Consider the following 25270-nt stretch of genomic DNA (forward strand, 5'->3'; position numbering starts at 1 on the left):
AGGAAATCCTCTCGCTTTTTTCACATTTTAGAACTCAGAAGAACCTGGAGTTCTTGGGAATGGAATTACGTCACGGATGTTAGCCATACCAGTGATGTACATTAGGAAGCGCTCGAAACCTAGACCGAATCCAGCGTGTTTTGTACCGCCGTATTTTCTAAGTTCTAAGTACCACCAGTAGTCCTCTTCGTTCATACCTAATTCTTTAATTCTGTCTACTAAAACGTCCATTCTTTCTTCACGTTGACTTCCGCCGATTAATTCGCCGATGCCAGGAACTAGAAGGTCAGTAGCAGCTACTGTTTTTCCATCTTCATTCATACGCATGTAGAACGCTTTAATGTCTTTCGGGTAGTCAGTTACGAATACAGGGCGTTTGAAGATCTCTTCTGATAAGTATCTTTCATGCTCTGTTTGTAAGTCAATACCCCATTCTACTGGGTATTTGAAGTCAGCACCTGATTCTTGAAGTACTTTAATTGCTTCTGTATATGTGATGCGACCGAAGTCAGAGTTAATCACGTTGTTCATACGCTCTAGAACTGTTTTATCAACGAAACTGTTGAAGAAGTCCATTTCTTCTGGTGCATGCTCTAATACATATTTCATTGCATATTTCAGCATATCTTCTGTAAGATCCATTACATCGCCTAACTCAGCGAATGCAATCTCAGGCTCAACCATCCAGAACTCAGCAGCGTGGCGAGTTGTGTTTGAGTTTTCCGCACGGAATGTAGGTCCGAATGTATATACATCACGGAATGCTAATGCATACGCTTCAGCGTTCAGCTGTCCACTTACTGTTAAGTTTGTTTCTTTACCGAAGAAGTCTTTTGATTCATCAACTTGTCCGTCTTCACCTTTTGGTACGTTGTTTAAATCTTGTGTTGTTACGCGGAACATTTCGCCAGCACCTTCTGTATCACTACCAGTGATGATTGGTGTGTGAACATGTACAAATCCACGCTCTTGGAAGAACTGGTGAATCGCAAATGCTGCGATAGAACGTACGCGGAACGTTGCAGAGAATGCATTTGTTCTTGGACGTAAGTGAGCGATTGTACGTAAGTATTCAAACGTATGACGCTTCTTTTGAAGTGGGTAATCAGAATCTGATAAGCCCTCGATATCAATTTTTTCTGCTTTAATTTCAAATGGTTGCTTCGCCCCAGGCGTTGCAATTACTTTACCTTCTACTTTCACTGAAGAGCTAAGTGGAAGCTTTGCAATTTCTTTAAAGTTCTCTAATTCTGTATCGAAAACGATTTGAACGCTTTTGAAGAAGCTACCGTCGTTTAATTCGATGAAACCAAATGCTTTTGAATCACGTAAGTTACGAATCCACCCTGATACTTGTACTGTTTGACCTGCATACTTTTCTGTATCTCTATACAGACTTTTTACTAATGTGTTTTCCATAGTAAAATTCTCCTTTGCTGATATATTTAAATACAAAAAAACCTTTCATCCATAAAGGGACGAAAGGTTAAACTTCGCGGTACCACCCAATTTGTCATAAAGACCAACTTTAACTCGTATGTAATACATACTTCCCGGTTTGTAACAGGCCGGATTCCCGTCTAAGTCTACTCTTGAATACAAAATTCAATTTCGGTTAGCAACTCCAAGGTGTTCTTCACATATACCGCCTCATCAGGCTCTCACCGCCCCTGACTCGCTTTGGATTATAGTATATACTACTTTTCCTTATCATCGTCTTTCATTTTGTTAAACTAAAATTAATGTACTACATTCGAGAGAAAGATGCAAGATGCCAGAAAATATATAAGCGATTTTTGTAATATATCGACTTACCGACATCTTTCGACGATTGTGCAATAAAAAAAATTGCCGGAATGAATCCGGCAATTTTCTAATTACTTACGTAACTCCGCACCAAATTTCTCTTCTACCGTTGTTAATACACGGTTATGCGCTTCTGTTACTTCTTCATCTGTTAACGTACGTTCTGCATCGAAGTAAGTCATAGAGAATGCAAGTGATTTCTTGCCTTCTTCCATTTTTTCACCTTCGTATAAGTCGAATAGTGTTACGTCTTTCAGAAGTTCTCCGCCAGCTTCAGCAATGACTTGCTTCATTTCACCAGCTTTTGTTTCTTTTGTTACCACAACAGCCATGTCACGTGTCATAGATGGGAAACGTGGAATTGATGAGTAGTAAGTTTCTTCAGCGTCTGCACCGAATACTTTTACAAGAGATAGTTCAAATACGAATGTATTTTTCACATCTAATTGTTTTTCTGCTTCTGGGTGCAATTGACCGATGAAACCAATTACTTCGCCATCTAATACGATATCAGCTGTACGGCCTGGATGCATACCTTCACGTTTTGCTGGTGCATATGTGATTTGGTTTGAAACGCCAAGTACGTCGAATAGTCCTTCTAGTACACCTTTCATAACGAAGAAGTCTACTACTTTCTTCTCACCTTGCCATGCATGGTGAAGAGCAAGACCTGTCATAACACCTGCAAGGTGTTGTTCTTCTTTCGGAAGTTCTCCTGCTTCTGTTGGTAAGAAGATAGAACCTACTTCGTATAAAGCAACGCTGTCGTTTTTACGAGCAACATTGTATGAAACTGCTTCTAGCAATTGCGGCACTAAGCTTAAACGAAGTTGGCTACGCTCTTCGCTCATTGGAAGCGCAAGGTTTACAGGTGCTTTTTCGTTTGGCTCAACCATGTATTGTTTCGCTTTGTCAGCGCTTGTTAATGAATACGTAATTGCTTCATATAAACCAGTACCCTCTAAGAAGCGACGTACTTTACGACGTTTCGTTTGTGCTGATGTTAATTTACCACGAGTCATCGTTCCAGAAGGTAATGTAACTGGAATGTGGTCATAACCGTATAGACGGCCCACTTCTTCTACTAAGTCTTCGGAAATTGTAATATCAGGACGACGTGCTGGTACATTTACATGGAATGTTCCTTCTACTTCTGTGAATGGGAATTTCAAGTTTGTGAACATTGTACCCATCTCACTCGCAGAAATATTTGTACCTAATACACGGTTTACTTTTTCAGCAGTAACAGATACTGTACGCTCTTGTACTTGTAAGTTGTCAGCTTCTACTACACCTTCAAGCGCTTCACCGCCAGCATATTTCGCCATTAAAGCAGCTGCGTGTTGAATTGCTTCAAATGTACGTGTTGGGTCGATTCCTTTTTCGAAACGTGCACTTGATTCACTACGAAGACCTAAGTCTTTTGATGTACGACGCACTGTTTGACCTGCAAAGTATGCAGACTCAATTAGAACGTTTACTGTCTCATTTGTAACTTCAGAATCCGCTCCGCCCATTACACCAGCAACAGCTAAAGCTTTTGTTCCGTTTGTAATTACAAGGTGGTGGCTTTGTAATGTACGCTCTTGATCATCTAACGTTTCAATTTTTTCGCCTTCTTTTGCAAGACGAACAACGATTTCTTTTGAACCTAATTTATCGTAATCGAATGCATGTAACGGTTGACCGTATTCCATTAAAATGTAGTTTGTAATATCAACTACGTTGCTAATTGGACGAATGCCAGCTGCCATAAGGCGAGTTTGCATCCACATTGGTGATGGACCAATCTTTACGTTTTTAACCATTTTTGCAATGTATAATGGGTTTTCTTCTTTCGCTTCTACATTTACAGAAATATAATTAGAAGTTTTTTCTGCTGTTTCTTGTAATTCGATAGCTGGAAGTTTTACTTCTCGCCCGTAAATAGCAGCCACTTCATATGCAACACCTAACATGTTTAAGCAATCTGCACGGTTTGGTGTTAAACCAAGCTCAAGTACTTCATCGTGTAAGTTTAAAATTTCAAGTGCATCTGCACCAACTTCAGCGTCACTTGGGAAGATGAAGATACCATCTGCATATTCTTTTGAAACTAACTTTCCATCAATGCCAAGCTCTTGAAGAGCACAAACCATACCGTGAGAAGCTTCACCACGTAGTTTTGCTTTTTTAATTTTGAAGTTACCAGGAAGTACAGCACCAACTTTTGCAACTGGTACTTTTAAACCTTTTGCAATATTAGCAGCTCCACAAATAATTTGAACTGGCTCTTCTTCACCGATATCGATTAAGCATTTGCTTAATTTATCAGCTTCTGGGTGTTTTTCACATTCTAATACGTGACCAACTACAACACCTTTTACACCTTTATTTAATACTTCAACGCCTTCTACTTCAATACCACTTTTCGTGATTTTGTCTGCTAGTTCTTGTGCTGTTACATCTTTAATATCTACATACTCTTGTAACCAACGATATGATACGAACATATTTATCCTCTCCTTCCCTTACGCTCGTTTGAATTGTTGTAAGAAACGTACATCATTTGTATAGAAATGACGAATGTCATCTACGCCGTATTTCAACATTGCGATACGCTCTGCGCCCATACCGAATGCGAAACCTTGATATTCTTTTGAATCATAACCAGCCATTTCAAGTACGTTCGGGTGAACCATACCTGCGCCTAAAATTTCAATCCAGCCAGTTCCTTTACAAGTGCCGCAACCTTTGCCATGACACATCATACAAGAAATATCCATCTCTACAGATGGCTCTGTGAATGGGAAGAAACTTGGACGAAGACGGATTTCACGATCTTCACCGAACATCTTTTTCACGAATACTTGCAGTGTACCTTTTAAGTCACTCATACGAATGTTTTTATCAATTACAAGACCTTCAATTTGCATGAACTGATGTGAATGCGTCGCATCATCATCATCGCGGCGATACACTTTACCAGGACAGATAATTTTGATTGGGCCTTTTTCTTTATTATTTTCCATCGTACGTGCTTGCACAGAAGATGTATGTGTACGTAGTAACGTTTCTTCTGTAATGTAGAATGTATCTTGCATGTCACGTGCTGGGTGATCTTTCGGTAAGTTTAGTGCTTCGAAGTTGTAGTAGTCTTTTTCTACTTCTGTTCCTTCAGCTACTTCATAACCCATACCGATGAATACATCTTCAATTTGTTCAACAACAGCTGTTAACGGATGGTGACAACCTGTTTCAACAGGACGACCTGGTAATGTAACATCAATTGTTTCCGTAGCCAATTTCGCTTCAATTACTGCTTTTTCTAAGTTACCAATTTTGTCTTCTAGACGCGTTTGAATCGCTTCACGTACTTCATTTACTAATGCTCCCATACGTGGACGCTCTTCTGCTGATAATTTTCCCATGCCGCGTAATACTTCTGTAATTGGACCTTTTTTTCCTAAATACGCTACGCGTACGTCGTTTAAGCCCTTTAGCTCTTTCGCTTCTTCAATAAGCTCTAACGCTTTTTGCTTTAGCTCTTTTAAACGTGCTTCCATTTTGGAACCCTCCTAATTTTAAAAATAAAAAAACCTCGCTCCCAAAAAGGGACGAGGTAAATTCGCGGTACCACCCTAAATTGACAGAACAAGTCTGCCCACTCATTAGTTATAACGATCAATTCTGACCGGAACGCCTTTACATATACATGGTCCTGGCGTCAACTCCAGAGGTGAATTCACTTCCGTCTACCATAAGAATGCTTTCAGTCTACGGCATTCTCTCCCTATATGGCGATTTTGTAAGCTACTCTTCTCTATCAACGTTTTTCGTTATTTAACTTTTAATATAATGTACTTCAACTTATTATAAGAAGTTTTTTATTTGTTCGCAACCGGGCTTTGCAAATAATACGTTAAAATCCCTGCTGCAACCGCAACATTTAATGATTCTGCCCTACCGTAAATCGGAATATACAAGTTTTGATCCGTTTTTGCAAGAATTTCTTGGCGTACGCCATTCCCTTCATTTCCAACAATTAATGCAAAACTTCCGGCTGGAGTTACTTCACCATACGGAACTCCATTTTCAAGAGCTGTTCCATATACAGGAACGTTATTTTCTTTTAACTTGTCTACCCATTCTTCTAAGTTCCCTTTTACAATTGGCAAGTGGAAAATAGAACCTTGTGTAGAGCGGAGTACTTTACTATTGTAAACATCAACACAACCTTCTCCAAGCACAACGGCGTGAATACCAGCTGCATCAGCTGTACGAATAATTGTTCCTAAATTACCTGGGTCTTGCAGGCCATCTAATAAAAGGAATTTCCCATCAGTAAGAGCTACTTCTTTCTCATGCTTCTCACAAACAGCAAATACACCTTGCGTCGTTTCTGTTTCACGAAGTATTTTTACAATCGCCTCAGGCACGATATACATTTCCACATCATTAACTGTCCAATCTTTCGGAAGGTCTGTCTGATCTGAAACGATAAGTTCTGTTACAATTCCTGCCTTCAGAGCTTCCTCGACTAAGTGAAATCCTTCTACAAAAAATAAACCTTTTTTATCGCGTTCTTTTTTCGTTTGCAGTTTTTTCCACTGCTTTACACGCGGATTTTGTACTGAATCAATGTTTTTCATAATATGTATTTCCCTCTCTTCTTGTCTTATCATTATAGCCTATTTTTCATACATATTTACATAAAAAAGAACAAAAACTAACGTCAGTTTCAATTCTGAAGAAGAGGTGAAAGCAATGAGTTTTAATTTACGCGGTGCCGTATTAGCGAATGTATCTGGTAATTCACAAGATCAATTACAAGAAACAATTGTCGATGCAATTCAAAGCGGTGAAGAAAAAATGCTTCCAGGTCTTGGCGTTTTATTTGAAGTCATTTGGAAAAACGCTGATGAAAATGAAAAGCACGAAATGTTAGAAACACTAGAGCAAGGATTAAAAAAATAAGCAATTTGAAAATCACCTTCGCATAAGCTAAGGTGATTTTTTTACGAAAAAAATTTTTCTTCTCCTAAACATTTCTACTTTACTAACGAACTATGATGGAGTACAATGTTCAAAATACATTTAAACCGATCGATTTTTCTTCGTATACATCATTAGATAAAAGGAGTGAATGTTTTATGCACCGTATTACGCTTGAACAAGTTTTTAAACATCACATTACACAAAAATACGTAAACCGTTCTGGAATGGTCCACGCGATCGCTGTCGCTTACCATGCGTTTCACCTAGCCAAAAAGCATCACGCCTCAGTCGATGCTGCGACAAAAGCCGGTTTCCTTCATGATATCGGACATCATACGTGGTATACAGGCGGCGAATGGGACTATGACTTATATAAAAAGAATGATATCCATGCAATTAAAGGTGCTGAAAGAGCACATAAATTGCTTATTAGATTAGGAGAACATCCAAAACTAGCAAAAGAAATTTCTATCGCAATTCTTCTTCATACAGATTCTTTCTTAGTAGAACAAGAAATTGAAAGAACATCTCTTCAAAACATTATTAAATGGGCAGACGAAGCAGATGAAGAACCAGGCGGAGCTCATCATTATAGAACGATTTCTTATGAAAAAGCACTTAAAGCTATTCAGCAATTAGATCGATTGGTAGAGCGTGAATTGCAAATAGAGCAAGCAAAATTGAATAACAAGACAAAACATAGTTATCAATGAGAAAGAGGCATCACTACAGGGTGATACCTCTTTTATTATTTTATGGAAAATAAACCTTTATCCCGCATTAACGGGCAGTAAGACCCCCACCTCGAAATTCAGCAAAGACGAGGAAGTTAGGTGGAGAATCAACTGCCCGTAAAAGCCCGATTGGTGAGGGCTGATAATCAGTGGGGGATGAACCTCCCCAATGATTAAAGTTTCACTTTATATGTAATATTTAAATGTTACATTCAAAAACATTTTACTTTATAATTAAATATACAAATATAAAAGAGGTGATTTTACAAATGCAACCCGCTACACAGCTTTCTAATGAACAAAAACACTCGATGTCATGGGGACAATTTATTAGCTCTGTTTTATTCGCCTTTTTTGGAACTGGACTTATTACTGTGTTCCTCGCAATGCCATTAACAATTTATACAGCAGGTCTTACAGATAAAAAACAAGTTGCCCTGTATGAATCTATTGCAAATACTGCAAGTACCGTATTACAACTAGCTGTATTGTTATTCTTCATTTTTAAATTCGAACCCGCAAAAAAATTACTACTAAAATCTTTTAACTTTAAAACACTGAAAGAATGGCGCACATACGTATACTTACTTCTTTTCTTCGTTATCAACATCATACTCAATTACATCTTGTTAAATTATGTGTTCCAAGACGCAACAAAGCAGCAATCTTCCGCACTAAGCTTAGACGTCTTTAAGCAATATCAAATATTATTACTTCTCAGCTTTGCAATACTCACACCCATTTTTGAAGAACTTATTTTCCGTGGTTTTATACTTCGCTTCTTCTCAGAACGCTTTCCATTTTGGATTGCAGCCATCGTAACAAGTTTCTTCTTCGGTATCGCTCATACATACTCACTTGGGGTAATGGTAATTACTTTCTTTATGGGATTATTAATGGCCATTTTATGTAAAAAAACAAAGTCCATTATTCCAGCTATGTTATTTCATATTATGAATAACATGTTGGCATTCTTGAGTTAAAAAGAGGTATCATCGCGATACCTCTCTTTACTCTTTTATCATAACTTCAAACTCTTCTGCGGTTAGCGTTTTTGATAATCCGTATCGTTATTACCCATTTCCTTCAATTTATATATACTCATTAATAATATCCAAAATAAACCTCATGTAGTAAAATATAACTTAATTCACATAAAGGAGTTTACATATGTTCAGTATTATTTGGATGCTTTTCACGCCACTTCTCTTACTATGCGGGATTGCTGGTGGTATTTTTTTAATAGTAACAGGGATTAAATATCGGAAATTACTCGTTGGTTTAATGGGGCTACTTAGCCTATCCTTTGTCACACTACCTTTTGTTCTTTTAAGTGTAGGGATTCATATCGATACAATTTTCCCGATTCCAACTGCTCTTTACTGGACCCTATTTTCTTTAACTGGATTATTAGCAGGGGTAAGTGGAGTACAAGCCAAAATTAAAAGTATACGTAATATGGGATTCATTATTTTTACCATTGGAATATTAGGTGTTATCTTCTGGGAGCTCATGTCTGTAGGTGATTCATTCTATATATAATATTTTTTAGCAACCTACAAATCGGAGGTAATACAGAAGTGTTTGGAATATTAACTTGGATGATTTTAGCTCTTACTTTAATGTTATGCGTATTTATCGTTGGTATTTTTTTAATTATTGCTGGCATGAAACATCGTAAATTACTTACCATTATAGCTGGTTTCACTAGCATATTACTCATCGTTGTTCCTATTGTTTGTATAGGTTCTGGAATAGATTTAGAGGGGATGGTTCCAATTTCGGGAACTTTATATTGGTGCTTCTTCTCTTTAGCTGGACTATTAGCTATTATAAGCGGCAGGCAAATATCGAGTATTTGTTCTATGGGGACAATTTTGTTTATAACAGGGCTGTGCTCCGTAACTGGTTATCATTTTTTATATCTCACTCTTTAAAAAGGCAAAAAAGCAGGGAAATTAATTCCCTGCTTTTCTATTTGGTTTATTGCCTGATGGTAAGAAGAACGATAACACCCAAGCAATCCCTGCAAGTATCGTTGCAATTAAGAAGGCATCGTTAATACCGTTAATTGCAGATAGCTTTGAAATTTGTCCATATAATAGTTGTGTGCTCATCGCGTCTCCTGCTTGAGCTGATCCAGCTAAGGCCGCTAAGCTTTGACCCATGCCGTGTACTTTATCAACTAAAATTGGGTTTGATGTTGTTAACATGTTGCCGTAATCTGCTACGTGAGCAGTCGTTTGTTGCGTCATAAGTGTGATTAAAATCGCTGTTCCGATTGAACCAGCTACTTGTCTTGACGTATTTTGCGTTGCTGTACCGTGAGAAATTAATTTCATCGGTAGCGCGTTCATACCAGCTGTCATAATTGGCATCATAATGAATGACATACCAATTGAACGTATAATATAATCCGTCATAATAACGCTATACGGTGTATCCATCGATAATGTTGTAAATTCATATGTCGCATACGTCGTAATTGCCAATCCAATTATCGCTAATGGACGAATGCCATATTTATCGAATAATTTACCCGCTACTGGTCCCATGATCCCCATAATTAATGATCCTGGAAGAAGTAGTAAACCAGATTCAATTGGCGTAAAGCCACGAATGTTTTGCAGATATACTGGAAGCAATAACATACCTCCGAATAATGCCATCGTAACGATTGCGTTAATTACTAAAGTAAAAGTAAATACTGGATATTTAAATACTTGTAAATCAAGCATTTTATTGTCCGTTGTTAACTCTCTCCAAATAAATAACGCTAAACCAATTACACCGATAACAAGTGAAATAATGACTTCTGCACTAGTCCAACTATTATTTCCAGCTTCACTAAATCCGTACAATAAGCTTCCTAGTCCAATACTTGAACTAACCACACCGAATATATCTAATTTCGTTTTAGACACTGGCTGAGCTAGTGTAAAGAATTTTAAAGATAGGAACGTAATAATTAAACCAATAATAAACATCGCATAGAACATTAAGTTCCAGCTATAGTTTTCAATCACCCAACCTGTTACAGTTGGTCCGATAGCTGGCGCTAAAATCATCGCTACACCTAGTAATCCCATCGCCGCTCCGCGTTTATGAGGCGGGAATAACGTCATAAAGATATTCATACCAACCGGCATTAAAATACCCGCACCAACTGCTTGAATTACGCGACCTGTCATCATCATTGTAAAGTTTCCTGAAGTAGCACAAATGATAGATCCTACCGTGAAGAATAACATTGCTGCTACGAATAATTTACGATACGTAAATCGTGAAACTAAAAAGGCACTAATCGGTACTAAAATACCATTTACAAGCATGAAGCCTGTAATTAACCATTGTGCTGTTGAAGTTGATACATTAAATTCATTCATTAACGGAGGTAATGCAACGTTAATGATTGTTTGGTTTAAAATAGAAACGAACATACCGAGAATTAATACAGCTACAACTGCTTTTACGTTCACATTCTCTACAGGCATAGACATTTGTTTTTTCGGCACTTCTTTTTCTTGTTTTACTTCTTCTTGCTTTCCTGTTTCTAACTCAACTACATTAGAAATTTCCGATTCTTGCTTTCGTTCAATTTCTTTCTCTTCTGTTTCAACTTTACTTACTTCTATTTTACTTACGGCTGGGACTTGTTCTTCTCCCATTTTCGTTTTTTTCTTTCGTAAAAGACGATTTACAAGGAAGAAGACGATTATACAAAATAGTGCATATCCTGCAATTACAATTGAGGACATCTCATCTCCCCCTTACTTATGAATACGAACTGTCACATTCATGCCAGGAACAATATTTACTGATTTGCTATGATCTAAAGAAATTTTAACTGGTACTACTTGTGTTACTTTCGTATAGTTCGCTGTTGCGTTGCTTGATGGCAACATAGAGAATGTATTCGCTGTTGTTAAGCCAACTTGTTCTACTTTTCCTGTTAACGTTGTATCTGGGTATGCATCTACATACACATCTACATCTTGACCTTTTTGAACATCATCAACATCTGTTTCTTCAATGTTTGCTGTTACCCATAAATTGTTCATATCGAATGCGTAAGCAATCGGGCTACCAGCTCCAACGAAAGCATTTGTTGTTGCGTTTGATTGTACAACCGTTGCATTTTGTGGAATTGTTACATCTACTGTTTGTTCTCCATTAGCTGCCGCTACAGTAACAGTACCTAGTTTATCGTTCTCATTATAATTTTTTCCTACTTCAGCTTTCCAGTCAGTTAGTTTACCTGCTACTGGTGAAGCAACCGGAATTACCTTTCCATCAATCTTTGCATTGTCTGTTTTTAAGTAATTTTCCGTTTGGTTGTAATAGTAATAACCGCCAATACCGCCGCCAACTAGTACAATTAATGTGATAATGTTGATAATTACCATTCTTCGAAACTGATTCATTGCATTCCTCTCCTTATATCGCATATAATTTTTTCTAAACTATTTATGTCCTTATTGTTTAGATTGTTTAATTGTTAATTATATTAACCTTTTAACAAAAAAATCACACCATCTGCAGCGTAAATCGAAATTTATCTACCTGCGAGCGGTGCTGATTTCTGAAGGACTATCGTTTATAATTATAAATAATTATTTTGAATCTACAACCGACAATTTACGTATGAAATGTCGCTTAAACAACAATATAATACCAATATGTTGTTTAAGTATAGAAAATTAAACGAGGAGAAGAAAAATGTCTATTAAAAATACAAATGATCCACGTGTAAAGCGAACGAGACAACTCATTCAGGATGCTTTTGTCGCTTTAGTAGGCGAAAAAGGCTTTGAAAATGTAACTGTGCAACATATCGCAGAACGCGCTCCTGTAAATCGCGCTACATTTTATAGCCATTACCATGATAAATATGACCTATTAGACAAAAGTATTGAAGAAATGTTAGAGAAGCTAGCAGAAGTAATTAAACCGAAAAATAGAAATAAAGAAGATTTTCAACTTACATTTGATTCACCTCACCCTACTTTTTTGGCTTTATTCGAACATATCGCAGAAAATGTAAACTTTTATAACGTTATGCTTGGGGATAAAGCTGCCGGAAACTACTCTTATAAAATGATGAAAACAATACAAGTGCATTTAACATTAAGCTTGTCTATTTCACAACCAGATGATGAAGATCTTATGGTTCCTCGTGATATTTTGATTAGTTATGTGACAGGGGCTCACATCGGAATGATTATGTCATGGTTAAAAAGAGGAATGATATATACTCCGCATTTTATGGCGATGCAATTAACTCGTTTAATTATTTTAGGCGCTCATACTGCAGCAGGATTAGAACGGCCTTTTTAAAACATAAAAAAGCGAAGGAGAATCTCCTTCGCTTTTTCTATTAATTAAATGTAATGTTATGTACAGCCTCTTTATCAAGACGTTTAATAACTTCTACAATTAACTTCACTGCATTTTCATAATCATCACGGTGTAACATTGCCGCATGAGAATGGATATAGCGCGTCGCAATTGTAATTGCCATAGAAGGAATACCATTTACAGCAATGTGAATCGCACCCGCATCCGTTCCTCCGCCCGCTACTGAATCATATTGATAAGGGATTTGTAATTCATCAGCAACATCAACTACGAAATCACGTAAACCTGTATGTCCAATAACAGAAGCATCATATAAAATGATTTGTGGTCCATCGCCCATTTTACTTTGTGCTTCTTTTGACGTTACACCCGGTGTATCTCCAGCGATACCAACATCTACTGCGAACGCGATATCTGGTTTAATATAATTCGCAGATGTTTTTGCGCCACGAAGACCAACTTCTTCTTGTACAGTTCCAACGCCGTATACAACGTTTGGATGCTTTTCATCTTTTAGTTGTTTTAATACGTCAATTGCAATTGCACAACCGATTCGGTTATCCCACGCTTTTGCAAGTAACATTTTTTCATTCTTCATCACTTGGAATTCAAAGTACGGTACAACTTGATCTCCTGGTCGTACGCCCCACTCCATCGCTTCTTCTTGGCTAGAAGCACCGATATCGATGAACATATCTTTAATTTCAACTGGCTTTTTACGAGCTTCTGGAGGTAAAATGTGCGGTGGTTTTGAACCAATTACACCTGTTACATCTCCTTTACGCGTTACAATCGTCACGCGCTGTGCAAGCATAACTTGTGACCACCAGCCACCAACCGTTTGGAAGCGAAGGAAACCTTTGTCATCGATTTGTGTAATCATAAATCCAACTTCATCTAAATGACCTGCAACCATAATTTTCGGACCGTTTTCTTCCCCTACTTTTTTCGCAACTAAACTCCCTAAATTATCAGTAGAAAGTTCGTCCGCAAACGGCTCGATATATTTCTTCATTACTTCACGTGGTTCACGTTCGTTACCAGCAATACCACGTGCATCCGTTAATTCTTTTAGCATTGTCAATGTCGCGTCTAATTTTGTCATTGCCAACACCCTCCTTTTTCTTCAGTCAATTCATTATACAATAATTAAATTGAAATATTCAAAAATTAAATTAGTATCCTTGTGTTTGACGCTGATGATTTACCTCATTTTTATCTAAATATGCTTTTTCAATCTCTTCTTGCTCAAATTCAAGTGCTTGTCCAAGTCGAAGATAGCTCGTAAATAATTCAATATAGTTTGTAATAGATGGTTGATCTGTAAAACGAATTACTTTCGCATATGTGTCTAAGAAAATTTCCACTTGTGTTTTATTCGTTTGTGCACATTTATAGAATAAGAAGTTTTTATCAATACCTAAATCAATTCCGATTGATAAAATAAAATGCAAACCATCTACGTATTCTTCTAATATTACTTCACGTTCCGAAGCTGGTTTGTTGCTCCAATATTTAAAACAACGTGTTTCATTTGCAAGTTCACCAATTTCTACAAGAAGAGCTAACATTTTTTCTTTTAACAATTTTTTCGGTTGTAAGTCATGTTCTTTTGCAATACGGTCATCTAATTCTTTTTGTAATTTAAATAGTTGTAGTAAGTCCATTCTATTGTCCTCCTCCAACATCGCATTTTACGCAACAATGTTGTTTCATCTCAAAGTTCATTATTATGTTTCAGTTCTTATGAATAAGTCAGCTATCTACCTCTTTATAAAATAGCTTGTCCTTAATTTGCAAATACGTTTCAGTCATCACTCTTAAATTGTTCATCTGATGAAAGTTCCATATCATCTTTCCATTATAGCAGTGTCGTTTCGGCTAGGAAAGATACTCTTCTTTCCAAACGTGCATAATTAAAAAAAGCCAGGAGGATTCTCCTGACTTCATATGTATATTCTTCTATATCACTATAGTTTTTATGTTGATTTTGTCATATCGATAACAACACATCCGTTAATCTTTAGAACTTCAAACTTCTCTCTGAACACAAACAAAAAACCTTAGAAGAAAATTCTTCTAAGGTTTCAACTAATTAATTAGTTAATGTTGTTTTTTGCAACTGTTGCTAATTCAGCGAAAGCTTTTTCGTCATGAACAGCTAAGTCAGCAAGCATCTTGCGGTTAACTTCGATGCCAGCATTTTTAAGACCGTGCATTAAGCGGCTGTAAGAAAGACCATTCATACGAGCTGCTGCGTTGATACGTGTAATCCATAATTTACGGAAGTCACGTTTCTTTTGACGGCGGTCACGGAATGCATACATTAGAGATTTCATAACCTGTTGGTTAGCAACCTTGAATAATGTATTTTTTGAACCGTAGTAACCTTTTGCTAATTTAATTACTTTTTTACGACGTTGACGAGTAACTGTACCACCTTTTACTCTTGGCATAATATTACCTCCTAATTGTTCTATATATCAGCCGAACTTATTTTAAGTTGTCAAGCATTTGACGAATGCGTTTGAAGTCACCAGCGCTTACTACACCAGCTTTACGTAGTTTACGTTTAGCTTTTGTAGATTTGTTAGCGAATAAATGGCTTGTGTAAGCGTGAGAACGTTTCAGTTTACCTGATCCAGTCTTTTTGAAACGCTTTGCAGCGCCGCGATGAGTTTTTTGTTTAGGCATAGGTATTTCCTCCTCTATCTATTACTTATCGTTTTTCGGTGCTAAAACTAAGAACATACTGCGTCCTTCCATTTTAGGCTTAGATTCAACTGTACTAACTTCAGCACAAGCTTCTGAGAAGCGATCTAAAACACGTTGACCGATTTCTTTATGAGTAATGGCACGTCCTTTAAAGCGAATTGACGCTTTAACCTTGTCGCCTTTCTCTAAAAACTTGATAGCATTACGAAGTTTTGTGTTAAAGTCGTGTTCATCAATTGTTGGACTTAAACGAACTTCTTTCATGCTAATTACTTTTTGATTTTTGCGCTGCTCTTTTTCTTTCTTCTGTTGCTCAAAGCGGAATTTACCGTAGTCCATAATGCGGCATACTGGCGGTTTCGCATTTGGAGCAACTAATACTAAATCAAGATTAAGATTTGCAGCTAAGTCTAAAGCGTCATTACGAGACTTGATTCCAAGTTGATCGCCATTTGCGCCAACTAAACGTACTTCACGTGCACGAATTTGCTCGTTAATCATCATATCCTTGCTAATAGTAAGCCACCTCCAAGGTTTTCTCAGAACATATTTTGTAGTCATAGAACCCGACAAAAAAAGTGCGGGCATACGACACCCACACTTGTAAAATCTTAAGTAAGAAATACATTTACCTGCTAACTGCGAATGCGTCCATCAGGTGAGAAGCGGGTGCTTCTACTTGTTCCACAAAACAATATTCTATTATCCTTGATGAGTTTATCATAGGACATGACGTCTGTCAAGAAGACGCGATGTGTTTTACTAACAACAAGAAATATTGTAACAAACAACTAACATACTTGCAATACTTTTTTATGATAAGTGTTACATGGTTATTTTTTCTAGTTTTTCTCTTTTATATTACAAAGAAAAGCCGCGGTATACCGCGGCTTTTTCTTATCGTTTTCCTTCTACTTTAATCATATCAACAAAAGCATCTAATGCGATTGTTTCTGATTTTTGTTCACCATATTTACGTACGTTTACGCCGTTTTCAGTTACTTCATTATCACCTACTACAAGCATGTACGGAATTTTTTGCATTTGTGCTTCACGGATTTTGTAACCGATCTTCTCTTCACGAGTGTCTAATTCAACACGGATACCAGCACGACGCAATTCGTCTTGTACTTTCTTCGCATAGTCTAAATGTACTTGCGGAGAAACTGGAATTACTTGTACTTGAACTGGAGCTAACCAAGTTGGGAATGCACCTTTGTATTCTTCAATTAAGAAGGCTACGAAGCGTTCCATAGTTGATACAACACCACGGTGAATTACAACTGGACGATGTTGCTTACCGTCTTCGCCAACATAAGTTAATTCAAAGCGTTCTGGAAGTAAGAAGTCTAATTGTACAGTTGAAAGTGTTTCGTCTTTTCCAAGAGCAGTACGAACTTGAACATCAAGTTTTGGACCGTAGAATGCTGCTTCACCTTCAGCTTCATAGTAATCAAGACCCATTTCATCCATAGCTTCTTTTAACATACCTTGTGCTTTTTCCCACATCTCATCATCCGCATAATACTTTTTAGTATCTGCTGGATCACGATAAGATAGACGGAATGAGTAGTTCTCTAAACCGAAATCTTTGTACACTTCTAGAGTTAAGTTTACAACACGTTTTAACTCTTCTTTAATTTGATCTGGACGAACGAAAATGTGCGCATCGTTTAAAGTCATTCCGCGTACACGTTGTAACCCAGATAACGCACCTGACATTTCATAACGGTGCATTGTTCCAAGTTCCGCAATACGGATTGGTAATTCACGGTAGCTGTGAATATCATTTTTATAAACCATCATATGGTGAGGACAGTTCATTGGACGAAGAACTAATTCTTCATTATCCATTTCCATTGATGGGAACATGCCATCACGGTAGTGATTCCAGTGACCAGAAGTTTCATATAACTCTCTACTTCCTAATACTGGAGTGTATACGTGATCATAGCCTAAGCTTGCTTCTTTATCAACGATGTAACGCTCGATAATACGACGAATTGTTGCACCCTTTGGTAACCAAAGTGGTAAACCTTGTCCTACTTTTTGGCTATTAGTAAATAGTTTTAATTCTTTACCTAATTTACGGTGATCGCGCTCTTTCGCTTCTTCAAGCATACGTAAATACTCATCTAATTCTGCTTTCTTAACGAATGCAGTACCGTAAATACGTTGTAACATTTTATTATTGCTATCGCCGCGCCAGTAAGCACCTGCAACGCTTAATAATTTAAACACTTTAATTTTCCCTGTAGATGGAAGGTGAACACCACGGCAAAGGTCGAAGAATTCGCCTTGCTCATAGATTGAAATAACTGCATCCTCTGGAAGATCGTTAATTAAATCTAATTTTAACTCATCACCAATTTCTTCAAAGCGACGAAGTGCTTCTGCACGTGGTACTTCATGACGAACGATTTCTAAGTTTTCGTTCACGATTTTTTGCATTTCTTTTTCGATTTTCTTGAAGTCTTCAACTGTAATTGCTTCTTCCATATCGATATCGTAATAGAAGCCATTTTCAATTACTGGACCAATGCCAAGCTCAAGCTTAACATCTTTATATAAACGTTTTAACGCTTGTGCTAAAAGGTGGGCTGTTGAATGGCGTAAAATATATAAGCCATCTTCAGAATCTAATGTAATAATAGAAACTGCACCATCTTCTTCGATTGGTGTAACAAGATCGATCATCTCATCGTTTAATTTTCCAGCTACAGCTTTTTTCTTTAAGCCTGGGCTAATAGAAGCTGCGATTTCTTCAGTTGTTACGCCTTTTGGAAACTCCTTCACAGCTCCATCAGGGAAAGTAATTTTAACTACATCTGCCATCACTGGTCACTCCTCTTTTTCTCAAAATAAAAAACACTCATCCCGTAAAAAGGGACGAGTGTTGAATTCGTGGTTCCACCCTTGTTCCAATTAACATAATTGTTAATTGCTCAAGTTCAACATAACGGTGTTGTCCGTTAGCAATTACTAGAAAAACCGTTCACTGCTAAAGTTTAGAGGTGGTAAGTAATAATCCCGTACTAGGAAGCTCACACCCTAAGGCTTCCCTCTCTGAAAATCGTAGAAAACTACTCATGTCCTCATCATAACATTTCGATATATTTCATTTATGTAGGTAATTATATGCTCAAAAACTTAGAAAATCAAGGGCGTTACCTTTATTTTTTAAATTTTTCACATTGCGCTCAAAATCATGTAATCCATGTAATTGGACCCGTTCTTGAAACACATTTCGCAAAGTAATAATCATATTATGGTCTTGTTCTTTCGTATATAAATAAATCTTTTTGGGCGAAATAGAAAGAAGCGGCGCAATTACTTTCGTATCAATATATACATCATTTTGCTTTAACAATTCCTCATCTATATATTGGACCAACTTCTCCTGTTTTAAACGTCTACCTTTATCATCATAAAAGATAAAGCTTTCATCAAAAATAAGATGCACGCAGGACAAGCGTGATTTACGGCTACTTACTTGTTGCCGAAGCGTCTCAATGAACATTTGGTATTCTTGCTCCATCTTATATTCATCAATTGCCACTTCCGCAAGTTTAGCCACCATTTCCCTATATGTACGAAGACGAAAACGGATATATGATGAAAACGAGAATGAGAGCGGATCACAAAGCCAATTATTTAAAGAAGACTTAATATATGACTCAAATGCGTTACGCGTTAAATCCTGAGCTACCCCTTTTCTTCTTCCCTTTAAAATCTCATGTGCCATGTGCAATATTTGATGACACTCTTCTTGTTCTTCATAAAAAAACTTTTCTTTTAAGATCGTATAAATCCACTCATTTTGTTTCACATTCACAATAAAATACACCATTACCGGCAATAAGATCTTTTCAATATAATTTGATTCACGTACTGGTATGTGAATCACCACTTTTTGTTCCTGTAAATACACACTCGTTTCCTTATATAATACTTCCGCTCTTTTCAGCAATTGTCTATATACGTGCATAGCATCATTTTTTTCTTCGAAGCAAATTTCAATCACTTTTGTCCCCCCTTTTATCCCTGCTCTAAAGGACTGTATCTATACGTTACAAATCCTATAAGAGTCCGTCCCGCGTGAAGTTCACTCTTAGTAGAATTACATTTCCTATCGTTAGAAAATCCACTCAATATGGCTTGCTAATTTTATATATATTAAGGGAGGGAGAAAAAAATGATACAAGCTACTATGAATTTTTTTATTGTATACTTTACTTATTACTAAAGGGAGGTATCTGAATGTTTGAATATAAATTCGTAAAAGTCGAATTTCATTGGGGGCTCACTCGCTCAAAACTAGCTGAAGACTACCAAGAAATTATTCAAGAACATGCTAGAGATGACTGGAGGTTCGTACAGATTGTTGCCCCTACGATTGGCAGTTCTGGACAACCTGAATATTTCGATCTCATATTTGAAAAGAAAATATCACTATAATACAAAAGAGCAAGCTTCTCAGCTTGCTCTTTTACTTATGACGACGGTTTTTCCCACCAATTGGAATTGGTTTCGCTAAATATTTAATTCGTTCCATAATACGTGCTGCCTTCATTTCTTCAGCCTCACCACGTTGTGTATACGTTAAATGATGTTCCAATTGTTTAAAATCAAAATTAGACGTAAAGAACGTCGGTAAGTTTTCTAACATACGGAATTGCAAGATTGCACCAAGCACATCATCACGCACAAAGCTCGACATCGCTTCTGCCCCGATATCATCTAACATTAAAACTTGCACGCGTTTAACCGCATCAATCTTTTCGCCAATCGAATTATCTTGAATCGAACTTTTAATTTCACGTAAAAATTCCGGGAAGTATACGAGCATCGAACTTATTTTCTTTCGAGCAAGCTCGTTCGCAATTGCTCCTAAAAGGTACGTTTTTCCTACACCAAATTTACCGTACAAATATAAACCTTGTGCTTTTTTACCTGGTTCATATGTACTTAAAAATTCATTCGCTGCGCCAATTGCATCGATACGTGCATTTAAGTCAGAAGGGTCTAAGTTTTCCATAGTTGCCTGTAAAATATCCGTTGGCATATATACACTTTGAACGAGTTTTTCATATTTCTTTCTCTCGTCATATGCTACTTTTCTAACGCAACGATCGTATTGAATATCAATCATCTTCCCTTGAATAACAAGCTTTGGCTCGTATCCTTGCAGCATATTTTTACATGCACCTAAATCCGGACAATCCACGCAACCTACACTTTGTCCAATATATTCATATAACTTCACAAGACTGCGCTCAATCATAGAAGTCGTTACTTCACCTTTATGTTCGTCTATAAATTCTTTCACACGCGGGTGCGCCATTACTTCTGCCTTTAATACTTCATATCTATTTTTAAAGTTTTCATTTTCCATTAATTTTGTAAATGAATTTTGAATATGCTCCATTTTCTCACCTCAAAGAGCGTTCATTCTCTTCTATTAATCACGCTTATATTTTTTTAACACTTCTTCTAATCGTTTTCGTTCATCTTCTAGCGTACTTGCATCTTTTTCTACACTTACATCTTTCTTCGCCGTTTCTTTCTCTTGTTCTTTCAGCTCTTCTTCCTTAAGCCAATCTGGCACCATTTCTTTTCGTACCGTTTTCTTCGCCGTACGGCCTTTTTTCTTCGTCTCAGCCCACTCTTGATATTGACGGTTCTCTTCTTTCGCTAACGCCATCGCGTCCGCTACTGTACCGACCTTTTTACGTGCCCAATGCCCAGCAATCTTCTCGACATACGTTTTCGCAAGTTTCATATCTGAGCGTAGCATAACGTAATAAATAAGTACATTCACAACTCCTGGTGTCAATTTTTGATTAATCATGACATCTTCAACGATTTGCAAGTCCGCTTTCGTTGCCTCTGCACCACCAGAAATCTCTTTCAATAGTTGTTTTGGCGAGATTTCCTCTAGCTGCTTTATTAACATCTCCTCTTGTGATGAAGGCTCTTTCTCTTTCATCGTACGTGCAGCATGAGGCTGTACTCTTTCACTTAGTACCGGTAATGCTTGACCATTTTCAAATTGATACCAATCGCGCGCTCCTTTTCTAAGCCTTTCCATATCAATTGTTTGCATCTCCGTCACCGCACCAAGAACGATATTTTGCATCGATAACACATCTACACCATACACGTAAGCAAGTGTTATAACGCAGTCTCTTACTTGATCTGTAATCGCCTTTTTAGGAACAAGAGCGGACAATCCATCTACAAATAAAGAGAAATCAAAGAAATCATTCCAAACTTTCGGAGCGTCTCCCTTCTCGTTACTTGGCATAGTTGTCGTTTTTGGAATACGAAGGTCTTCTTGCGCATGCTCAAGCTGTCCTGGATTAAACGAACCAAACACATCATTGAAAGAGCGCGTAACATTTTCATAAGAAGCAAAATCAAATTCTTCTTCTAAGAAATATTGCTTTACTTGATTATATTTTGTCCGACTCAATCGATTGTATAAAAAGATACTTAAAACAATATCATCAAAAAACTGCTTCGGAGATAAAGGTGGTTGCAACTCATATATGAACATTCGAATATCTTTTTCTTTCTTAATATATACCTTCAAAAGCCCAATTGCCTCTAACTTTACTCGTTCCTCATATATTTCAGGAAGTTGCATTTGCATAGTCACCATAAGGGAATGATGTGTATTCTCTTTTCCAAATACACGATCTTGCTCTAGCTCCCCCCATAGTGTCATGTATAAGCTAAAAGCTCTACTACCTATTAACGGCTGATACAACATCGTCAATACTTTTCGGTCGTAATTATGCAGTAGCCCTTTCGCACTTACTTTATAACGATCAATCGGCAATAGCTCCATCCATGACTGTTTTTCCATTCTTGCTTTTCCTTTCTCTCATCCAATCTATCCTCTACTTCATTCCTTCTATCTTCATTATATAAATTCTTAGTGAAAAAGAGCTATTAGCTTTCGCTTCTAGCTCTCTTATCCTATTACTTACGGTATGTAAAGAGAATAAAATACAACTTCTACTCTCTTTCTTTTTGCAGTATATCTTTTAATTCTTCAATAAATACATTTAAATCTTTAAATTGACGATATACAGAAGCAAAACGTACATAAGCAACATCATCAATATCGCGAAGTTCTTCCATAACAATTTCACCAATCATATCACTTTTCACTTCTGATATACCTAAATTACGCAGTTCACGTTCCACGCTTTGTGTTACTTCTTCTAATTGTCTTAAAGATACTGGTCTTTTTTCACACGCTTTAATTAAACCGCGTAAAATCTTTTCTTTATTAAACTCTTCTCGTGTGCCTTCTTTTTTAACAACGATAAGAGGTGACTCTTCTACCCTTTCAAAGGTCGTAAAGCGACTTAAACAACTTTCACACTCTCTTCTTCTTCGAATAGAGCGCCCCTCGTCTACCGGACGCGAATCTAACACTCTTGTACCATTATGAGAACAGGATGGACAACGCAATTCATTCACTCCTTTACACTATACTCTTTATTTTTCTCTACTCAATTCACCTAAAATATATATACAATATTATATAACTCATTCTAACTCTCTTACCACTTTAAGTTTCAGCGCATCACTTTATCATCTCATACTTAAAAATAAGATGGTATATAGGGCACTACCTCATTTGCAAGAGTCCAATGTATTCAACTAACGAGTACGTTATATTTTTCCTTTTTTATAAACTAAAAAAGAGGTGCATTATACACCTCTTTACATTTTAAATCAATTATGTTCTTTTTTAAAGAGCTTTTGTTTCTCTCTGCTTAATTTCGAAGCTACCAGTGCCTCGAGGAAGCTCGATGCTCTCACGCGTTTTCGCGTTTAAACCTTCTGCAATATATTCTGCAGCAACATTTGGATCAATACGATCCCCACAAGTATAAACATCAATACTTGCGTAACCGTGCTCCGGAAAGCTATGAATTGTTAAATGTGATTCTGAGATAATTACTACTCCACTTACACCTTGTGGTGCAAATTTATGGAAAGCAACCTCACGCACTTCAGCACCAGCTCTTAGTGCTGCATCCACAAATAATTGTTCAATATACGGCATGTCATTAAGCTTGTCGAAATCGCAATCCCAAAGTTCAGCGATCACGTGACGACCCATCGTATCCATAGTATCCATTCTACAGTTCCCCCTTGTAAATTTATTCTAACTGTTCGAATTGAAAACTAATTTGCAATTTGGCTTGCTCCACTACCACGGGGGAAAGTTAGTCCAGAGAGGTCCTAACCCTTTAAGTAGTGACTACGTACCTCAGCTCTTAAGTTTACGAGTGTTAGTATACTTTGTTTATTTTCATTTTGCAACAACAGTTTTTTCGATTTTCTGTCATATTTTCCTCTTTACTTTTCCCTAAAAAAAATAAACGATTCACAAATGCAGTAATCACAACGTTTCGTGGTATGTCCACTTTTTAAAATATACTTATATAATTTTTTTCCTTTTCAGAAAAAAATAAAAAAAGAGGGCAAATATTGCCTTGCCCTCTCCTCCCTTATTCACTTAAATGTGTTGCACATTTTCTTGTTTCGCTAACTCTTCAACAACTAACGTTACAAGATCTACAACACGACGAGAGTAGCCCCACTCGTTATCATACCAAGCAAGTACTTTCACTTTACGATCACCCATTACCATTGTAGATAAACCATCGATAATAGCTGAATGTGTATTTGTATTAAAGTCGATAGATACTAAAGGCTCTTCGCTGAATTCTACAATACCTTTTAACGCACCGTTTGCAACAGTTTTGAATGCATCATTAATAGCTTCAACTGTCACATCGCGTTTTACATCTACTACTAAGTCAACAAGAGACACGTTTGGTGTTGGTACACGAAGTGCCATACCATGAAGTTTTCCGTTTAAGTGCGGAAGAACTTTTGCTAGCGCTTTCGCAGCACCTGTCGTTGTCGGAATGATTGATTGTCCGCAAGCACGTGCTCTTCTTAAATCTTTATGTGGGTTATCAATATTTTTTTGGTCATTTGTATAAGCGTGAACTGTCGTCATTAAACCGTTTTCAATTCCAAACTGCTCATCTAACACCTTCACAACAGGCGCTAAACAGTTTGTTGTACAAGATGCATTTGAAATAACAGTATGTTTTGTAATATCTAATTGGTCTTCATTCACACCAACTACAATTGTTACATCTTCATTTTTACCAGGCGCTGTTAAAATAACTTTTTTCGCTCCAGCTTCAACGTGAAGAATTGCTTTTTCTTTCGAATTAAATTTACCAGTTGCTTCAATTACAACTTCAACACCTAAATCTGTCCAAGGCAATTCCTTTGGATCGCGGTTGTTTAAAAGGCGAATCATTTTTCCATCAACTAATAAGTGATCTTCAAATGCTTCTACTGTTCCGTCAAACTTGCCATGAACTGTATCATATTTAATTAAGTGTGCTAACGTTTCAGATGGATAGCTTGCATTGATTGCTACAATTTCGAATGCGCTTTCTTTTATTGCTTGACGAAATACCATTCTCCCAATACGTCCAAATCCATTAATTGCCACACGAGTCATAATATGTTATCCCCCTTGAATGCGTTATACTATTTATCTCCAATCCCAATAATAGTATAACACAAAAAGAAGATATGTCACTAAGCATTTTCATTAATTTCACAATTTT

25 protein-coding genes and 4 other annotated features are annotated in these 25270 nt (G+C 37.0%); of the genes, 7 read left to right on the forward strand and 18 right to left on the reverse strand.

Annotated features, from left to right (window positions below; genetic code table 11):
* Positions 1–27: 27 nt before the first annotated feature.
* The 4 genes from asnS to ATL10_RS15850 all read right to left on the reverse strand — a co-directional run bounded on the left by asnS (position 28) and on the right by ATL10_RS15850 (position 6470).
* Complete coding sequence (gene asnS, locus ATL10_RS15835) at positions 28–1419, reverse strand: asparagine--tRNA ligase (protein WP_000432189.1); 1392 nt, start codon at positions 1417–1419, stop codon at positions 28–30.
* A 52-nt stretch (positions 1420–1471) separates the two neighbouring features.
* Positions 1472–1723: a binding site (T-box leader), on the reverse strand.
* A 154-nt stretch (positions 1724–1877) separates the two neighbouring features.
* Positions 1878–4298, reverse strand: coding sequence for a phenylalanine--tRNA ligase subunit beta (gene pheT, locus ATL10_RS15840; protein ID WP_110497135.1), 2421 nt, complete (start codon positions 4296–4298; stop codon positions 1878–1880).
* Between the two features lie 18 nt (positions 4299–4316).
* Entirely contained in the window at positions 4317–5351 is a 1035-nt protein-coding gene (pheS, locus tag ATL10_RS15845; protein ID WP_000388220.1) for a phenylalanine--tRNA ligase subunit alpha, read from the reverse strand.
* 44 nt (positions 5352–5395) lie between these two features.
* Positions 5396–5624: a binding site (T-box leader), on the reverse strand.
* A 48-nt stretch (positions 5625–5672) separates the two neighbouring features.
* The gene (locus ATL10_RS15850; protein WP_139213252.1) at positions 5673–6470 is read right to left on the reverse strand and encodes a TrmH family RNA methyltransferase; all 798 of its coding nucleotides are present in this window, start codon (positions 6468–6470) and stop codon (positions 5673–5675) included.
* An 82-nt stretch (positions 6471–6552) separates the two neighbouring features.
* Here ATL10_RS15850 and sspI point away from each other — a divergent pair, with 82 nt between their 5' ends.
* The 5 genes from sspI to ATL10_RS15875 all read left to right on the forward strand — a co-directional run bounded on the left by sspI (position 6553) and on the right by ATL10_RS15875 (position 9454).
* Positions 6553–6762 carry a small acid-soluble spore protein SspI gene (gene sspI, locus ATL10_RS15855; protein ID WP_000009509.1) on the forward strand — a complete coding sequence of 70 codons (210 nt, stop codon included), beginning with the start codon at positions 6553–6555 and terminating at the stop codon, positions 6760–6762.
* Between the two features lie 176 nt (positions 6763–6938).
* Positions 6939–7496 carry an HD domain-containing protein gene (locus ATL10_RS15860; protein WP_090976943.1) on the forward strand — a complete coding sequence of 186 codons (558 nt, stop codon included), beginning with the start codon at positions 6939–6941 and terminating at the stop codon, positions 7494–7496.
* Positions 7497–7786: 290 nt separating this feature from the next.
* Entirely contained in the window at positions 7787–8500 is a 714-nt protein-coding gene (locus tag ATL10_RS15865) for a CPBP family intramembrane glutamic endopeptidase (RefSeq protein WP_001182112.1), read from the forward strand.
* A 187-nt stretch (positions 8501–8687) separates the two neighbouring features.
* Positions 8688–9059: a hypothetical protein gene (locus ATL10_RS15870; protein ID WP_000491395.1), complete on the forward strand. Its 372-nt coding sequence runs from the start codon at positions 8688–8690 to the stop codon at positions 9057–9059.
* 38 nt (positions 9060–9097) lie between these two features.
* Positions 9098–9454 (forward strand): ammonia permease, encoded by a 357-nt coding sequence (locus ATL10_RS15875; protein ID WP_090976939.1) that lies wholly within the window; start codon positions 9098–9100, stop codon positions 9452–9454.
* Between the two features lie 21 nt (positions 9455–9475).
* Here ATL10_RS15875 and ATL10_RS15880 read toward each other — a convergent pair whose 3' ends face one another.
* On the reverse strand, positions 9476–11275 hold the full coding sequence (locus tag ATL10_RS15880) for a DHA2 family efflux MFS transporter permease subunit (RefSeq protein WP_110497137.1): 1800 nt from the start codon (positions 11273–11275) through the stop codon (positions 9476–9478).
* 12 nt (positions 11276–11287) lie between these two features.
* Complete coding sequence (locus ATL10_RS15885) at positions 11288–11941, reverse strand: HlyD family secretion protein (protein ID WP_001071419.1); 654 nt, start codon at positions 11939–11941, stop codon at positions 11288–11290.
* A 295-nt stretch (positions 11942–12236) separates the two neighbouring features.
* Here ATL10_RS15885 and ATL10_RS15890 point away from each other — a divergent pair, with 295 nt between their 5' ends.
* On the forward strand, positions 12237–12854 hold the full coding sequence (locus tag ATL10_RS15890; protein ID WP_000023661.1) for a TetR/AcrR family transcriptional regulator: 618 nt from the start codon (positions 12237–12239) through the stop codon (positions 12852–12854).
* Positions 12855–12894: 40 nt separating this feature from the next.
* On the opposite strand, the gene ATL10_RS15895 is transcribed toward ATL10_RS15890, so the two are convergent.
* The 7 genes from ATL10_RS15895 to ytxC all read right to left on the reverse strand — a co-directional run bounded on the left by ATL10_RS15895 (position 12895) and on the right by ytxC (position 19614).
* Positions 12895–13980: a M42 family metallopeptidase gene (locus tag ATL10_RS15895; RefSeq protein WP_000163555.1), complete on the reverse strand. Its 1086-nt coding sequence runs from the start codon at positions 13978–13980 to the stop codon at positions 12895–12897.
* A gap of 70 nt (positions 13981–14050) precedes the next feature.
* Positions 14051–14542 carry a dUTP diphosphatase gene (locus ATL10_RS15900; protein ID WP_000365050.1) on the reverse strand — a complete coding sequence of 164 codons (492 nt, stop codon included), beginning with the start codon at positions 14540–14542 and terminating at the stop codon, positions 14051–14053.
* A 432-nt stretch (positions 14543–14974) separates the two neighbouring features.
* The gene (gene rplT / locus ATL10_RS15905) at positions 14975–15331 is read right to left on the reverse strand and encodes a 50S ribosomal protein L20 (protein WP_001138362.1); all 357 of its coding nucleotides are present in this window, start codon (positions 15329–15331) and stop codon (positions 14975–14977) included.
* A gap of 37 nt (positions 15332–15368) precedes the next feature.
* The gene (gene rpmI / locus ATL10_RS15910) at positions 15369–15569 is read right to left on the reverse strand and encodes a 50S ribosomal protein L35 (RefSeq protein WP_001125945.1); all 201 of its coding nucleotides are present in this window, start codon (positions 15567–15569) and stop codon (positions 15369–15371) included.
* A 21-nt stretch (positions 15570–15590) separates the two neighbouring features.
* Complete coding sequence (infC, locus tag ATL10_RS15915; protein WP_000973215.1) at positions 15591–16094, reverse strand: translation initiation factor IF-3; 504 nt, start codon at positions 16092–16094, stop codon at positions 15591–15593.
* A 62-nt stretch (positions 16095–16156) separates the two neighbouring features.
* Positions 16157–16277: a sequence feature (ribosomal protein L20 leader region), on the reverse strand.
* A 210-nt stretch (positions 16278–16487) separates the two neighbouring features.
* On the reverse strand, positions 16488–18425 hold the full coding sequence (gene thrS / locus ATL10_RS15920; protein WP_090976937.1) for a threonine--tRNA ligase: 1938 nt from the start codon (positions 18423–18425) through the stop codon (positions 16488–16490).
* 47 nt (positions 18426–18472) lie between these two features.
* Positions 18473–18701, reverse strand: a binding site (T-box leader).
* Positions 18702–18732: 31 nt separating this feature from the next.
* Positions 18733–19614 carry a putative sporulation protein YtxC gene (gene ytxC, locus ATL10_RS15925; protein ID WP_000569629.1) on the reverse strand — a complete coding sequence of 294 codons (882 nt, stop codon included), beginning with the start codon at positions 19612–19614 and terminating at the stop codon, positions 18733–18735.
* Between the two features lie 236 nt (positions 19615–19850).
* Here ytxC and ATL10_RS15930 point away from each other — a divergent pair, with 236 nt between their 5' ends.
* Positions 19851–20048 carry a DUF4177 domain-containing protein gene (locus tag ATL10_RS15930; RefSeq protein WP_000464454.1) on the forward strand — a complete coding sequence of 66 codons (198 nt, stop codon included), beginning with the start codon at positions 19851–19853 and terminating at the stop codon, positions 20046–20048.
* 31 nt (positions 20049–20079) lie between these two features.
* Here ATL10_RS15930 and dnaI read toward each other — a convergent pair whose 3' ends face one another.
* From dnaI to ATL10_RS15960, 5 genes are all read right to left on the reverse strand, one after another.
* Positions 20080–21018 carry a primosomal protein DnaI gene (gene dnaI / locus ATL10_RS15935; RefSeq protein ID WP_000400120.1) on the reverse strand — a complete coding sequence of 313 codons (939 nt, stop codon included), beginning with the start codon at positions 21016–21018 and terminating at the stop codon, positions 20080–20082.
* 33 nt (positions 21019–21051) lie between these two features.
* Entirely contained in the window at positions 21052–22461 is a 1410-nt protein-coding gene (locus ATL10_RS15940) for a replication initiation and membrane attachment family protein (RefSeq protein ID WP_090976935.1), read from the reverse strand.
* Positions 22462–22613: 152 nt separating this feature from the next.
* A complete protein-coding gene (nrdR, locus tag ATL10_RS15945) occupies positions 22614–23075 on the reverse strand; it encodes a transcriptional regulator NrdR (RefSeq protein ID WP_001203687.1) in 462 nt (153 codons plus the stop codon).
* Between the two features lie 283 nt (positions 23076–23358).
* Positions 23359–23742 carry an adenosylmethionine decarboxylase gene (gene speD, locus ATL10_RS15950; RefSeq protein WP_002003660.1) on the reverse strand — a complete coding sequence of 128 codons (384 nt, stop codon included), beginning with the start codon at positions 23740–23742 and terminating at the stop codon, positions 23359–23361.
* Positions 23743–24132: 390 nt separating this feature from the next.
* Complete coding sequence (locus ATL10_RS15960) at positions 24133–25161, reverse strand: glyceraldehyde-3-phosphate dehydrogenase (protein ID WP_000198974.1); 1029 nt, start codon at positions 25159–25161, stop codon at positions 24133–24135.
* Positions 25162–25270: the final 109 nt, after the last annotated feature.

The organism is Bacillus sp. 196mf (assembly GCF_003217275.1).
Lineage (GTDB): Bacteria > Bacillota > Bacilli > Bacillales > Bacillaceae_G > Bacillus_A > Bacillus_A thuringiensis_S.

Bases quoted from the DNA above. Each gene is read 5' to 3' on its own strand.
- asnS (WP_000432189.1), bottom strand. From the start codon at position 1,419: ATGGAAAACACATTAGTAAAAAGTCTGTATAGAGATACAGAAAAGTAT.
- pheT (WP_110497135.1), bottom strand. From the start codon at position 4,298: ATGTTCGTATCATATCGTTGGTTACAAGAGTATGTAGATATTAAAGAT.
- pheS (WP_000388220.1), bottom strand. From the start codon at position 5,351: ATGGAAGCACGTTTAAAAGAGCTAAAGCAAAAAGCGTTAGAGCTTATT.
- ATL10_RS15850 (WP_139213252.1), bottom strand. From the start codon at position 6,470: ATGATAAGACAAGAAGAGAGGGAAATACATATTATGAAAAACATTGAT.
- sspI (WP_000009509.1), top strand. From the start codon at position 6,553: ATGAGTTTTAATTTACGCGGTGCCGTATTAGCGAATGTATCTGGTAAT.
- ATL10_RS15860 (WP_090976943.1), top strand. From the start codon at position 6,939: ATGCACCGTATTACGCTTGAACAAGTTTTTAAACATCACATTACACAA.
- ATL10_RS15865 (WP_001182112.1), top strand. From the start codon at position 7,787: ATGCAACCCGCTACACAGCTTTCTAATGAACAAAAACACTCGATGTCA.
- ATL10_RS15870 (WP_000491395.1), top strand. From the start codon at position 8,688: ATGTTCAGTATTATTTGGATGCTTTTCACGCCACTTCTCTTACTATGC.
- ATL10_RS15880 (WP_110497137.1), bottom strand. From the start codon at position 11,275: ATGTCCTCAATTGTAATTGCAGGATATGCACTATTTTGTATAATCGTC.
- ATL10_RS15885 (WP_001071419.1), bottom strand. From the start codon at position 11,941: ATGAATCAGTTTCGAAGAATGGTAATTATCAACATTATCACATTAATT.
- ATL10_RS15890 (WP_000023661.1), top strand. From the start codon at position 12,237: ATGTCTATTAAAAATACAAATGATCCACGTGTAAAGCGAACGAGACAA.
- ATL10_RS15895 (WP_000163555.1), bottom strand. From the start codon at position 13,980: ATGACAAAATTAGACGCGACATTGACAATGCTAAAAGAATTAACGGAT.
- ATL10_RS15900 (WP_000365050.1), bottom strand. From the start codon at position 14,542: ATGGACTTACTACAACTATTTAAATTACAAAAAGAATTAGATGACCGT.
- rplT (WP_001138362.1), bottom strand. From the start codon at position 15,331: ATGCCAAGAGTAAAAGGTGGTACAGTTACTCGTCAACGTCGTAAAAAA.
- rpmI (WP_001125945.1), bottom strand. From the start codon at position 15,569: ATGCCTAAACAAAAAACTCATCGCGGCGCTGCAAAGCGTTTCAAAAAG.
- infC (WP_000973215.1), bottom strand. From the start codon at position 16,094: ATGATGATTAACGAGCAAATTCGTGCACGTGAAGTACGTTTAGTTGGC.
- thrS (WP_090976937.1), bottom strand. From the start codon at position 18,425: ATGGCAGATGTAGTTAAAATTACTTTCCCTGATGGAGCTGTGAAGGAG.
- ATL10_RS15930 (WP_000464454.1), top strand. From the start codon at position 19,851: ATGTTTGAATATAAATTCGTAAAAGTCGAATTTCATTGGGGGCTCACT.
- dnaI (WP_000400120.1), bottom strand. From the start codon at position 21,018: ATGGAGCATATTCAAAATTCATTTACAAAATTAATGGAAAATGAAAAC.
- ATL10_RS15940 (WP_090976935.1), bottom strand. From the start codon at position 22,461: ATGGAAAAACAGTCATGGATGGAGCTATTGCCGATTGATCGTTATAAA.
- speD (WP_002003660.1), bottom strand. From the start codon at position 23,742: ATGGATACGATGGGTCGTCACGTGATCGCTGAACTTTGGGATTGCGAT.
- ATL10_RS15960 (WP_000198974.1), bottom strand. From the start codon at position 25,161: ATGACTCGTGTGGCAATTAATGGATTTGGACGTATTGGGAGAATGGTA.